We start from the raw sequence: 13295 nt of genomic DNA on the forward strand, positions 1-13295 counted from the left end.
GCGGAAGTCTGTCACGCCCGCTGCTCGGCCCGCAGGTCGAGCCACGCGAGGTCGCTCTCGGAGAGTTCGACTCCGAGTCCGAGGGTCGACGAGCGCATCTCGGCAATGCTGCGCGGGCCGAACAGCGGGAACGTCGGGAACTTCTGGTGCAGCACGAAGGCGAGGGCGATCGCCGTCGCGGGCACCCCGCGCTCGGCACCCAAGGCCTCTGCCCGGGCCAGGCGCTCGAAATTCTCATCGCTGTAGTAGCAGCGCACGAGCTCCGCATCGGAGCGGTCCTCGGGGTGCGCCCGCCCAGTGAAGAATCCTCGCGCCTGGGAGGACCACGGCAGCAGCGCGATGCCGCGCTCCTCGAGCCATGCCTTGGAATCCGCATCGGTCGCATGCACACAACCCGCCCACGGCACGTCCAGCGCCTCGGCCAGGCCGAAGTGGTTGGAGAGGATCGTGAAGCCCGTGCGTCCGTTCGCGCGGGCGTACTCGTTGGCCTCGTCCACCCGGGCGGGGGTCCAGTTGGAGCCGCCGTAGGCGCGGATGCGCCCGGCCCGCAGATGCTCGTCCATGACGTCGACGAACTCCCCGACCGGGATCTCGGGGTTGTCCCGATGCATCATGTAGAGGTCCGCATAGTCGGTGCCCTGACGCTCGAGGGACTCCTCGAGCTGACGCGTGATCGACTCCGGGTCGCAGTGCGGGGTGTGGGCGCCCTTGGTGATCACAACGACGTCCTCGCGGACACCTCGGTTCTGCACCCACTTCCCGAACAGCTTCTCGACGTGGCCGCCGCCGTAGATGTAAGCGGTGTCGAAGGTGGTGCCGCCGATCTCGTAGAAGGCGTCGAACATCGCCGACGCATGGGCCAGGTTCATCTGGTTGTCGCAGCCCATCACCAGGCGCGAGACCTTCTTGTCGATCCCTGGGAGCGACCCGTAGGCCATCGCGGGCCCTGACTGCACGCTGGACGCGGCGAGCGGACGCCCGGTGAGGGTAGGGATGTCCGCGTCGTCGGCCTCGAACGGGAAGCGCAGCCCGATCTCCTCACGCCAGAGGTCCAGCGCACGGGCCTGTCCGAGCGTGTTCTCCGGGGTGACCTCGGGGACGACTCCCCCGTCGCGCGCGGCCCTCGCCAGCGCGTCGGCCTCCAGGGCGTAGGCGGAAGCGGCCGGGATCTCGATGCGCTGGGGCTCCTCGCCGACCACGTCGAGCTCGATGGCCTGCTTCTCCGACAGACCCCACGGGTCGGACAGACGGATGACGCCCCGGGATCCCGTGATCGTCGCCGACTGCGGATCGGACAGGCGCACTCCGGTGCGCAGGCTCGCGGTGATGTCGCCGGGGAGAGCGACCTCGGCGGTGGCCCATTCGTCCACGCCCGTCTCGCCGAGGGTGCCGCTGCCCTGCAGCGCGGTCGGGTCGACGAACGCCCTGCCCTGGGCGGCGCCGGCGACGAAGCGGGCGAAGGACAGCGGGTAGCAGCCGACGTCGAGGATCCCGCCGCCCGCGGTGGCGGTGTCGAACAGGCGGCCGCTGCGGCCGCCTGTGTCGAAGGCGAAGGAGGCGTCGACGTGCGTGACGTCGCCGATCGCGCCGTCGGCGACGAGCTCGAGGACCTTCACCGTCTGCGGGTGGAAGCGGTACATGTACGCCTCCAGGAGGACCTTTCCGCTGCGGGCCGCGAGGTCGTTCAGCGCCATCGTGGTGCCCGAGTTCGGAGTCAGGGGCTTCTCGCACAGCACGTGCTTGCCGGCCTCGAGGGCGGCCGCGGCCAGGCGAGCGTGGCCGGTGTGAACCGTGGAGACGTAGACGCCATCGACCTCGTCGGAGGCGAGGACCTCCTCATAGGTGCCTAGCAGTGCGGGCTCGGCGAGGGGGAATTCCTCGGCGAAGGCGCTGGCGCGCTCGGGAGAGCTGCTCCCGACGGCAACCAGGACGCCGTCCAGCGAGGAGGGGAGCTGAGAGGCGAAGCGTCGGGCGATGCCGCCCGGGCCGAGGATCGCCCAGCGGAACGGGGTGGAGGAGGTGCTCATGGAGACGTCGTCGTCCTTCGAGTTCGAGGCCAGTAAGAGTCGTGAACGTTCACGACCCTCTCACCCTATCCCGGCCCCCGCGGCTCCACAAGCGCACTGGTTGGCGCGGATCCATGATGACGACCGCCGGCCGAACCGTTGACGCACGGATGCCACGATGGCATGATCTGCGTCACCCGTGAACGTTCACGGTATTGCGACTGCCACTCAACGAGGAGGGTGCGTATGAGCGCTGCGCTCACACGACGTCCATTACGAAGTTCCCCACCGCACGGTCGTCCTTCGAGACGATCCCTGATGCTCGGCGCCGGGCTGCTCCCGCTGGCCCTCGCCGGCTGCGGCTCGGACCCGACGATCTCCGAGGACCCCGATGAACTCGTGCTGTGGTTCTGGGACCGATCAGCCAGTCGAGATCTGCTGGAGCAGGCGAGCCAGGAGATCCCCGGCACCGACCGCCATCTCCGAGCCGATGTGATCGGCACCAGCTTCGACACCAAGCTCCGCACCAGTCTGGCCGGCGACGCTTACATCCCCGACATCACCTACATCAACTCCAACAACGCCCTCTATTTCACCAACGAGGACCTGTTCCTGGATCTGTCCGAGCTCGGCGCGGACTCCGTCAAGGACGACTACTACGAGTGGAAGTGGAACCTCGGGACGACCCCGACCGGCCGCTTCTGCTTCTTCCCCCTGGACATCGGCCCGACGGGCTACTTCTACCGCCAGGACATCTTCGAGGAGGCGGGCCTGCCGAGCACGCCCGCGGAGGTTTCGGCGGCGATCACCACCTGGGAGGACTGGATCGCGCTCGGCACCGAGCTCAAGGGTGCGGCCGACGCCTTCCTCGTCAACGACGCGCTGAACGTCTTCGAAGAATTCTTGAACGCGAGCCCGGAACGTTTCTTCGACACCGACGACAAGGCCCTCTATTTGCGGCCAGACAGCGCCGTCCGTCAGGCGTGGGACACTTCGGTCGCCGCCGTCGAGGCCGGTGTGACGGCCAAGATCCCGCGGGAACGCGACACCGACCGGAACGCTGCCTGGGCCAGCGGCCGCACCGCCGGGAACATCGGGGCGGCCTGGTGGGCCCAGGTCCTCCAGCAGTCCGCTCCCGACACCGCCGGCGCCTGGCGCCTCGCGTCACAGCCGGTCCGTCCTGGCAACAGCGGCGGCTCCTTCGCCGCGCTTCCCCACACCTGCAAGGACCCGGAGGCCGCCCTCGCTTTCATCACCTGGATCAACTCTCCCGAGAACCAGGCCGCCGCCTACCAGGACGAGTCGCTGTTCCCTTCCACACCCGCCTCCTTCGAGGATCTGACCTACTCCGGAGACTTCTACGGGGACCAGGACCCGCTCGCGTTCTTCTCCACCGCTGCGGAATCGGTCCCCTCCTCGTTCATCAGCAACGCGGAGACCTTCATCATGGGCAAGTTCGTCCTCGAGCTCTCGAACGTGGAGACCTCCGGCAAGGATTCCGAGGCCGCCTGGAACGATGCGATCGGCCAGGCGGAGCGCGTCCTCCTCAAGCGAGGAGTCTTCTCATGAGCACCGCAATCCCGACGCGGCCGCGCGACGCCCTCACCCCCGCGGATCCCACCGCCAAGCGAAAGCGGAAGATCCGGGAGGTGCTGCCGCTCTACCTGGCGATCTCCCCCTTCTATCTGCTGTTCGCCGTCTTCGGCCTGTTCCCGATCCTGTTCTCCATCGTCCTGTCCTTCATGGACTGGGACGGAATGGGAGAGATGTCCTTCGTGGGCCTGGCGCAGTACAAGTTCCTGCTCACCGACGGCCGCTTCTGGAACTCCGTCGGCAACACCTTCATCATCTGGTTCCTCTCGACCATCCCGATGCTGTTCTTCGCGATGGTCATCGCGTTCCTGCTGCACCAGAACATCCGGTTCACGAAGTTCTACCGAGTGGCCTTCTTCCTGCCCAACGTCACCTCGATGGTGGCGATGGCGATCGTCTTCGGATCGGTCTTCTCCGACACCTTCGGCCTGGTGAACTCTGCTCTCACCGCGGTGGGCCTGGACGCCGTGCCGTGGCTGTCGAGCCCCTGGGGCATCAAGATCACGATCGCGGTCATGGTGATCTGGCGATTCACCGGCTACAACGCGATCATCTATCTCGCGGGCCTGCAGTCCATCTCCACAGACCTGTACGACGCCGCGAAGGTCGACGGAGCCAACCTGTCGCAGGTCTTCTTCCGGGTGACGGTGCCGATGATGCGCCCCATCATCCTGTTCACGGTGATCACCTCGACTATCGGCGGCCTGAGCCTGTTCACCGAGCCCCAGGTGCTGCTCGGAGATTCCGGCGGCGCCGGCGAGGCGGGCATGACGATCGTGCTCTACCAATACAACCAGGCGTTCACCCAGTTCGACTTCGGCTACGGCTCGGCGATCGCCTGGGCCCTGTTCCTGATCGCCGCCATCTTCGCGATCATCAACTGGCGCCTGGTCTCCGGACGTGGTGACGACACGGTGCGACGCGCTGTACGGACCAAGGAGGCCCGAGGATGACCGCACTGAAACCGGCCGCACCGAAGAGCACGGCAGATGCACACCGCCCGAACGCGCACTACGTGGCGCGGGGCCGGCTCGTCGCCGTCGTCACCCACCTGTGCGTGATCACCGGCGTGCTGCTGTCGATCTTCCCGTTCTACTGGCTGATCGTGATGTCGACCTCGACCACCGGGGAGATCTTCGGCTACCCGCCGAAGCTCACCGTCGGCAGCAGCTTCGCGGAGAACGTGCGCAGCGTCGTCTCCAGCGTCGACCTGCTGCAGGCCCTGGTGAACACGATCATCGTCTCCACGGCCAGCGCTGCCCTGGTGATGTTCTTCGACTCCCTGGCGGCCTTCGCCTTCGCGAAGTTCGACTTCCCGGGCAAGAAGCCGTTGTTCATCCTGCTGATCGCCACCATGCTGGTGCCCGGAAGCCTCTCCCTGGTCCCGAGCTTCATCCTGATGTCGGAACTGGGCTGGGTAGGGACGCTGCAGGCGCTGATAGTCCCGGGCGCCGCGAACGCCTTCGGCATCTTCCTGCTGCGGCAGATGGCGGCGGGATCCATCCCCGACGAGCTCGTGGAATCGGCACGGATCGACGGCGCCGGATTCTTCACCACCTACTGGAGGGTGGGCGTGCCTCTCCTCCGCGGGGGCCTCGCCTTCCTCGGCATCTTCACCTTCATCACCGCATGGAACGACTACGTGTGGCCGTTGATCGTGCTAGTGGATCCGGAACGCCAGACCCTGCAGACGGCCCTGCAGAACCTCAACTCGCTGTACCTCACCGATTACGGGATGGTGATGGCCGGCGCCCTCATCAGTGTGGTCCCGCTGATCGGCGTGTTCATCATCGGCTCGCGGCACTTCATCGCCAACATCGCCGCTGGCGCGATCAAGGGCTGAGCCGCCGACGACCGACCGACAAGCCCCTGCTCGCCCATTCCACGAGAACGTGCCAGCGACGACACGTTCTCGTGGATCGGGTCGGCGTGTTGCCCACGCAGTCTGCCCTCCGCGGGCCGCGGGCCACGCAGTCCGATGCGTGGGGTCGCCACAGCATGACGACGGGGCGCCTCCCGGTGGGAGACGCCCCGTCGACAGGCATGCTGGCGCGTCAGTCGGCGCTGCGACCGTTCACGCTCGGCGTGTTCTTCTGGACCGTCATGAGGAACTCGGTGTTGGACTGGGTCTTCTTGACCCGCTCCATGAGCAGCTCGAGAGCCTGCTGCTGCTCGAGGGACCCCAGGACACGGCGGAGCTTCCACATGATGGCCAGCTCCTCCTTGCCCATGAGCTCCTCCTCGCGACGGGTGCCCGAGGCATTGACGTCCACGGCCGGGAAGATGCGCTTGTCCGCGAGGTGACGGGACAGGCGCAGCTCCATGTTGCCGGTGCCCTTGAACTCCTCGAAGATGACCTCGTCCATCTTGGACCCGGTCTCCACCAGGGCAGAGGCGAGGATCGTCAGCGAGCCGCCGTGCTCGATGTTGCGCGCCGCACCGAAGAAGCGCTTGGGCGGGTAGAGCGCGGAGGCGTCGACACCACCGGAGAGGATGCGGCCCGAGGCCGGAGCGGCGAGGTTGTAGGCGCGCGAGAGCCGCGTGAGCGAGTCCAGCAGCACCACGACGTCGCGACCCATCTCGACCAGGCGCTTCGCCCGCTCGATGGCGAGCTCCGCGACGATCGTGTGATCCGAGGCAGGGCGGTCGAAGGTGGAGGCGATGACCTCACCCTTGACCGTGCGCTGCATGTCGGTGACTTCCTCGGGACGCTCGTCGACCAGCACGACCATGAGGTGGACCTCAGGGTTGTTCGTGGTGATCGCGTTGGCGATCTGCTGCATGATGATCGTCTTGCCGGCCTTCGGCGGCGCGACGATGAGACCACGCTGGCCCTTGCCGATGGGCGAGACGAGATCGATCAGGCGAGGGGCGAGGCCCTTGGGATCGGTCTCCAGGCGCAGACGCTCATCCGGGTACAGCGGCGTCAGCTTGCTGAAGTCCACGCGCGAACGGGCCTTGTCCTGGGGCAGACCGTTGACGGTGTCCACCTGGACCAGCGCGGCGTACTTGCTCTGGTTGTTGCCACCGCCGCCGCCCTTGCCGCGACGGTTGCGACCGCCGCCGTGGTGCTGCTGCGGCTGCTCGACCTGGTGGTCCTCGCCGTCGCGAGGAGCCTTGACCTGGCCGGTGATCGCGTCACCCTTGCGCAGACCGGCGCGCTTGACCTGATTCATCGTCACGTAGACGTCGCTGGGGCCGGGGAGGTACCCGGTGGTGCGCACGTAGGCGTTGTTGTCGCGGATGTCGAGGATTCCGGCGACCGTCATCAGCTCCTCGCCGCCGCGCGGCTCGGAGTCCTCCTGCTGATCGTTCCGGTTGCCCTGGTTGCCCTGCGAGTTCCGGCCGCCCTGGGAGTTCTGCCCGCCCTGGGACTCCTGACCGCCCTGGTCGTTCTGGCCACGGCCGCGACGCTTGCGATCGCGCGAGCGGTTCCGGCTGCGGGGGCGGCCGCGACGGTCGTCGTCGTAGTCGTCGCCCTGGTTGCGATCCTCGTCGTTCTCGCCCGAGCGGTCCGGCAGCGCGATGTCCTCGAGGCGGCGACGCTGATTGCCACCCTGCTGGTTCCCGCGGCGGTCCTGACCGTCGCGTCCCTGCTGCGAGGAGCGGCCCTCGTCGTCCCGGTCGGAAGCGGTGCGACGGGAATCGTCCCGGCGCGAGCCCCCCTGGCGGGAGTCGTCACGGTTGTCCTCGTCACGACGGGTCTCGTCACGACGGGTCTCGTCGCGACGGTTGTCGTCACGACGGGAGTCGTCGCGGCTGTCATCGCGACGAGCGTCCTCACGGCTGTCGTCGCGAGCGGCGCCCGCGGGGCGCGTGTCCTCACGGCGGCCGCCGCGGCGCCCGCCCTGACGATCCGGGAGCTCGAGGCCCAGATCCGGGGCGTTGTCCTCGCCCTGGTCACGAGCAGCCGAGCGGGACCGCGACCGCGACCGGGTGGGGGCCTCGTCCGTCTCGGACCGCGACGAGCGACCCTGCTCGGTGCCGGTGCCGGTGCCGGTGCTGGTGGACGTGGAGCGTGCGGAGCGCGCCGAGGAGCGGTCGCGCTGCGTCGCGCCCTGCGGGTCCTCGGTGGACGCCGCCGGGGCGGTGGAGGCGGCCGGCGCGCTCGAGACAGCGGCCTCAGGCGCAGCGGCGGGCGCGGCCTGAGAGGACCCGCCCCCACGGATGGCGTCGATGAGCTCGCCCTTGCGGAGGCGCCGCGCGCCCTTGATGCCGAGGTCAGTCGCGATGGACTGCAGCTCGGGAAGCTTCTTCGCCGCGAGATCCGCGTCGGAGGTGGTGTCGTTCACCCGGGTTCCTTCCTGTCGAACCGGACGGAGCCGATTCTTTTCTGGTCTGGTTGCCGCTGCGGGCAGAGGGACGGAGTCCGGGTGCTTCAGCGGCTCATCCGAGCAAGGTGACGCCACGGTGCAGGGCACCGATGGTCGGCCTGCTGGTGTGCTTCGGGGTGCGTCAGCGTCTGGTGCACGGGCCTGCTCGGCACGGTGTGCGCGGAGCGCAGGGTTCATGCGTGACGCTGATCAGGGATGCATCGGGACACGGGACACTGCCGGCAGACTCTGCTGCAGTGCTCGCCATCGGACGATGCCGCCTGGACGCAGGCTCAACCTACCACAGGGGCAGCAGGGTTCTCCCGCAGCGGGACCTGGGCGATCCGCCACGTCGAGGGATCGGTGACGATCCGGCGCACCAGGGGCGCGACCTCGGACCGTCGGCCGGACAGGACGAGCACGGAGGGCCCTGCTCCCGAGATCACGGCGGGGTGGCCCTCCTGGCGCAGCACGCGCATCAGCTCGATGCTCTGGGACATCCCGGCGGAGCGCTGCTCCTGGTGCAGGCGGTCCTCCGTCGCCTCCATGAGCAGCTCGGGGTCCCCGCCGAGCGCGTGGACCAGCAGGCCTGTGCGCGAGGCGTTGAAGACGGCATCGGCATGGGGCACCTCGGCGGGCAGCAGGCCCCTCGCCTGGTGCGTGGACAGCGTGCTCGAGGGCAGCAGGACAACGGGGTTCAGCACGCCTGGAGCGTGTGTGAGCGACACGGAACGCGCACGGCCGCCGGACATCCAGGAGAGCACGACGCCTCCGAGCAGCGCCGGGGCGGCGTTGTCCGGATGGCCCTCGAACTCGGTCGCGAGGTCCAGCACGGCGGCATCGTCCAGGGCGTCGGGATCGGACAGCAGCCCGCGCGCGAGCAGCAGGCCGGCGATCGTGGCCGCGGCGCTCGATCCCAGTCCCCGACCATGCGGGATCCGGTTGACGGTGCGCAGGCGCACCCCGGTCTGCGGAGCGCCCGCGTGGTCGAGGCCCCGGCGCAGCGCCCGCACGACGAGGTGCTCCTCGCCGGTGGGCACCGATCCCGAGCCCTCGCCCTCGGCGTGGATCTCGATCCCCCCGGTGGTCGCCTCGAGCTCGAGGTCGTCGCACAGCCCGAGCGCGAGCCCGAGGGTGTCGAATCCGGGGCCGAGGTTGGCGGAGGTCGCCGGGACCTGGACGGAGACTCGCGTGTTCTGGATCCTCACAGGCCGATGGCCTCCGCGGCGGCGGCGATGTCGACCGGGATCACCGTGGGGGTGAGATCGCGCTGGGAGAGGGCGGTGTCGATGTCCTTGAGCCCGTTGCCGGTCACTGTGATGGCGATCGTCGCGCCGGCGGGGACCAGGCCGCGCTCGGACTGCTGGAGCAGGCCCGCCACACCCGCGGCGGAGGCCGGTTCGACGAAGATCCCGACCTCCGCGGCCAACAGGCTCTGCGCGTCGAGGATCTGCTGGTCGGAGACGGCGTCGATGAGACCGCCGGAATCGTCGCGGGCGGTGACCGCGAGGTCCCAGGAAGCCGGGGCACCGATCCGGATCGCGGTCGCAACGGTCTCGGGATTGCTGATCGGGCGCCCGGCCACGAAGGGTGCGGCGCCGGCGGCCTGGTATCCCCACATGGCGGGGAGCGCCTGGTTGACGCCTGCCTCGTGGTACTCGCGGTAGCCCATCCAGTAGGCGGAGATGTTGCCCGCGTTGCCGACCGGGAGGATGTGGATGTCCGGCGCGCGGCCCAGGGCATCGCTCACCTCGAAGGCGGCGGTCTTCTGCCCCTGCAGGCGGTAGGGGTTCACCGAGTTCACGAGCTCGACGGGATGCTCCGCGTCGAGCTTGCGGGCGATCTCGAGGCAGTCGTCGAAGTTGCCCTGCACCTGGATCAGCTTCGCGCCGTGCACCACGGCCTGGGCGAGCTTCCCGGCGGCGATCTTGCCCTCGGGCAGCAGCACCGCGCAGGTCATCCCCGCGGCCGTCGCGTAGGCGGCCGCCGAGGCGCTGGTGTTGCCGGTCGAGGCGCACACCACGGCGGTGGCGCCGTCGTTCAGCGCCTTCGACATCGCCGAGACCATGCCCCGGTCCTTGAAGGAGCCGGTCGGGTTCTGGCCCTCGACCTTGATATGGACATCCGCGCCGACCCGCCTGGACAGCGCCGGTGCGGGCACGAGCGGGGTGCCGCCCTCCCCCAGCGTGAGCAGGGTGTCGGTGTCGGCGAAGGGCAGGTGTTCACGATATTCGGCGAGGACGCCGCGCCACTGATGTGCCATAGGGGTCATTCTCCTTCGATACGGAGGACGGAATCGATGCTCAGCACCGTCGAGGTCGACGAGAACACGTCCAGGGACGAGGTCATCGCGGATTCCAGGGCGCGGTGCGTGCTGATGCCGATATGCGCCAGGGCCTGCTCACCCCCGTCGTCCTGCTGGTCGAGGAGCTCCTGATGGATGGTCGAGATGGAGATCCCGTACCCGGACAGGGTGCCGGCGATCTCGGCGAGGACGCCGGGACGGTCCTGCACGGTCAGCGAGATGTAGAAGGCGTTGCGCAGGTCGTCGAGCGGGATCAGGTCCAGCTCGGCGTACCGGGATTCACGGGGGCCCACGCCGCCGCGCACGCGCTGGCTGGCCGCGGAGACCACATCGCCGAGGATCGCGGAGGCGGTCGGGGCTCCCCCGGCCCCCTGTCCGTAGAACATGAGCGAGCCAGCGGCGTCCGCCTCGATGAAGACGGCGTTGTACGCCTCGGAGACCGACGCCAGCGGGTGGCCGTCGGGGATGAGCGCCGGATACACGCGGGCGGAGATCCGCTCACCGCTCTCGTCCTGGACCCGCTCGACGATCGAGAGCAGCTTGATCGTGCGCCCCATGCGGGCGGACGCGGCGATGTCCTGGGCGGAGACGTCGGTGATCCCCTCGCAGTGCACGTCGGACAGGCGCACCCGCGAGTGGAAGGCGAGCGAGGCGAGGATCGAGGCCTTCGCGGCGGCGTCGTGGCCCTGCACGTCGGCGGTGGGGTCCGCCTCGGCGTAGCCGAGCTCCTGCGCCGTGGCGAGGGCCTCCTCGAAGCTCGCCCCGGAGCGGGTCATCGCATCGAGGATGTAGTTGGTGGTGCCGTTGACGATGCCCAGCACGCGCTGGATGCGGTCACCGGCCAGGGATTCCCGCACCGGGCGCACCAGCGGGATGGCCCCGGCGACGGCGGCCTCGAAGTACAGGTCCACCCCGTGGGTGTCGGCGGCCTCGTAGAGGGAGGAGCCGTCCTGAGCGAGGAGCGCCTTGTTGGCGGTGACCACGCTCGCGCCATGGGACATGGCCTCCAGCAGCAGGCTGCGGGCCGGCTCGATCCCGCCCATCACCTCGATGACGAGGTCCGCCTCGCGCACGAGCGCGGAGGGGTCGGTGGTGAGCAGAGCGGCGGGGACGTGCTCGCCGCGGTCTCGCGTCGTGTCGCGCACGGCGACGCCGACCACATCGAGCCGGGCACCGATGCGGTGGGCGAGGTCCTCCCCCTGCTGGGAGATCAGACGCAGCACCTCGGTGCCGACGGTACCGGCTCCGAGCACGGCGACGCGGAGCACAGGGAGCACCTGCGGGGCCGAGGGCGAGGAGCTGCTGGGAGATGACTGAGACATGTGCGAGGTGGTCCTTCCACATGGTCCGACGGGGTGGCCGGGCGGGCTCTCGAACTCTAGCCGAGGGCACGTCGGTCCCGTGACCGAGCATGAACGCAGATGACCGACGTCCAGGACGACGGAGGGGCGGTGCGGGAGCAGGATCCCGCGGGGCTGGGCCGCGTGATGGCGACCGGCGGACGGCGCGACAGGGCGACGCGGCGACGCGGCGACGCGGCGACGAGGCGACGAGGCGACGAGGCGACGAGGCGACGAACGCGACCGTCGCCGCCGGGGTCACCCGACGTCGAGGCCGAGGAGGTCCTCCTCCGTCTCCCGACGGATCAGGGTGCGGACCTCGCCGCCGCGCACGGCGACGACCGGCGGCCTCGGGACGTGGTTGTAGTTGGAGGCCAGCGAGTAGCAGTAGGCACCGGTGACCGGCACCGAGATCAGATCCCCGCGCTGCACGTCCGAGGGCAGGTACTCGTCCTTGACCACGATGTCGCCGCTCTCGCAGTGCTTGCCGACCACACGCACCACCTCGGGGGCGGCGTCGGAGACGCGGCCGGTCAGCAGGCACGAGTAGTCGGCGTCGTACAGCGCGGTGCGGACGTTGTCGCTCATGCCGCCGTCGACCGAGACGTAGACCCGGTGGTGGGGGCCGCCGAGGCGGACGTCCTTGACGGTGCCGACCGAGTAGAGGGTCTGGGTCGAGGGCCCTGCGATCGCGCGGCCCGGCTCGAAGGACACGTGCGGCACCTCGAGCTCGAGCTCATGGCACTGCTTCTCCACGATCCCGGCGATCCCGGCGGCGAGCGCCGCGGGGGTCGCCGGGGTGTGCTGGGTGTTGTACATGACGCCGAAGCCGCCACCGAGGTCGAGCTGGTCGATGCTGTGGCCGAGCTCGGTCCTGACCTGGGCGACCAGATCCAGCACGCGACGCGCCGCCACCTCGAAGCCGCCCGTGTCGAAGATCTGCGAGCCGATGTGGGAGTGGAGGCCCAGGAGGTCCAGGTGCTCCGCCTCGAGGGTTCGGCGCACGGCCTCGAAGGCGGCGCCGCCGGTGAGCGAGAGCCCGAACTTCTGGTCCTCGTGGGCGGTCGCGATGAACTCGTGGGTGTGGGCCTCGACGCCCGTGGTCACCCGGAGCATCACCGCGGCGCTCACTCCCAGCTCGGCGGCGACGGCTTCGACCTGGTCGATCTCGTCCAGGGAGTCGATCACGATGCGGCCGACGCCGGCGTCGAGGGCGCGGCGCAGCTCGGCGACGGACTTGTTGTTGCCGTGCAGGGCGATGCGCTCCCCCGGGAACCCGGCGCGCAGGGCGACGGCGAGCTCGCCGCCGGTGCACACGTCCAGGCCGAGCCCGTCCTCCTGGACCCAACGGGCGACGGCCCCGCACAGGAAGGCCTTGCCCGCGTAGTACACGTCGGCCCCCGCGTGAGGCGCGAAGGCCTCGGCGAAGGCATCGCGGAACTCGCGGGCGCGGGCGCGGAAGTCGTCCTCGTCGAGGACGAAGGCCGGGGTCCCGACCTCCTCGGCGATGCGCCGCACATCCACGCCGCCCACCTCGACCGCGCCCTCGGCGTTGCGCCGCGTGGTCTGCGACCACAGACCGTCGATCAGCGTGTTGACGTCGGCGGGATACGGGAGCCACGTGGGGGCGGCGTCGTTGCCGTGAAGGGCTCCGGCCTCATGGGCGCGCATGTCTGCTCCTGGGGTGGTGCGGGTGGGGTGGTGCGGGGGTCCGGCCGGGGCCGGACGGGTTCGGGCT

The 13295-nt window shown here is 69.5% G+C and carries 9 protein-coding genes; 3 read left to right on the plus strand and 6 right to left on the minus strand.

The features are described 5' to 3' along the window. Nucleotides 1–11: 11 nt before the first annotated feature. Complete coding sequence (locus INT49_RS02210) at nt 12–2027, minus strand: aldo/keto reductase (protein WP_193116081.1); 2016 nt, start codon at nt 2025–2027, stop codon at nt 12–14. Nucleotides 2028–2324: 297 nt separating this feature from the next. Between INT49_RS02210 and INT49_RS02215 the strand changes: the two genes are divergently transcribed. Genes INT49_RS02215 through INT49_RS02225 form a run of 3 tightly spaced genes read left to right on the plus strand, consistent with a single transcriptional unit; the run spans nt 2325 to nt 5442 of the window. Then, nucleotides 2325–3575, plus strand: a complete 1251-nt coding sequence (locus tag INT49_RS02215; RefSeq protein WP_193116082.1) for an ABC transporter substrate-binding protein — start codon at nt 2325–2327, stop codon at nt 3573–3575. Next, complete coding sequence (locus INT49_RS02220; RefSeq protein WP_193116083.1) at nt 3572–4552, plus strand: carbohydrate ABC transporter permease; 981 nt, start codon at nt 3572–3574, stop codon at nt 4550–4552. Before INT49_RS02215 ends, INT49_RS02220 begins: the two co-directional genes overlap by 4 nt. Continuing rightward, the gene (locus INT49_RS02225; protein ID WP_193116084.1) at nt 4549–5442 is read left to right on the plus strand and encodes a carbohydrate ABC transporter permease; all 894 of its coding nucleotides are present in this window, start codon (nt 4549–4551) and stop codon (nt 5440–5442) included. Before INT49_RS02220 ends, INT49_RS02225 begins: the two co-directional genes overlap by 4 nt. Nucleotides 5443–5653: 211 nt before the next feature. Here the strand turns inward: INT49_RS02225 and rho are convergent, their stop codons facing one another. The 5 genes from rho to lysA all read right to left on the minus strand — a co-directional run bounded on the left by rho (nt 5654) and on the right by lysA (nt 13228). Then, the gene (gene rho / locus INT49_RS02230; RefSeq protein ID WP_193116085.1) at nt 5654–7891 is read right to left on the minus strand and encodes a transcription termination factor Rho; all 2238 of its coding nucleotides are present in this window, start codon (nt 7889–7891) and stop codon (nt 5654–5656) included. A 314-nt stretch (nt 7892–8205) separates the two neighbouring features. Then, nucleotides 8206–9120: a homoserine kinase gene (gene thrB, locus INT49_RS02235; RefSeq protein WP_193116086.1), complete on the minus strand. Its 915-nt coding sequence runs from the start codon at nt 9118–9120 to the stop codon at nt 8206–8208. Continuing rightward, nucleotides 9117–10175, minus strand: a complete 1059-nt coding sequence (gene thrC / locus INT49_RS02240; protein ID WP_193116087.1) for a threonine synthase — start codon at nt 10173–10175, stop codon at nt 9117–9119. The genes thrB and thrC overlap by 4 nt, the downstream gene beginning before the upstream one ends. Nucleotides 10176–10180: 5 nt before the next feature. Further along, nucleotides 10181–11539 (minus strand): homoserine dehydrogenase, encoded by a 1359-nt coding sequence (locus INT49_RS02245; RefSeq protein ID WP_193116088.1) that lies wholly within the window; start codon nt 11537–11539, stop codon nt 10181–10183. Nucleotides 11540–11815: 276 nt separating this feature from the next. Next, on the minus strand, nt 11816–13228 hold the full coding sequence (lysA, locus tag INT49_RS02250; protein WP_193116089.1) for a diaminopimelate decarboxylase: 1413 nt from the start codon (nt 13226–13228) through the stop codon (nt 11816–11818). Nucleotides 13229–13295 lie beyond the last annotated feature (67 nt).

The organism is Brachybacterium tyrofermentans, assembly GCF_014897585.1.
Lineage (GTDB): Bacteria > Actinomycetota > Actinomycetes > Actinomycetales > Dermabacteraceae > Brachybacterium > Brachybacterium tyrofermentans.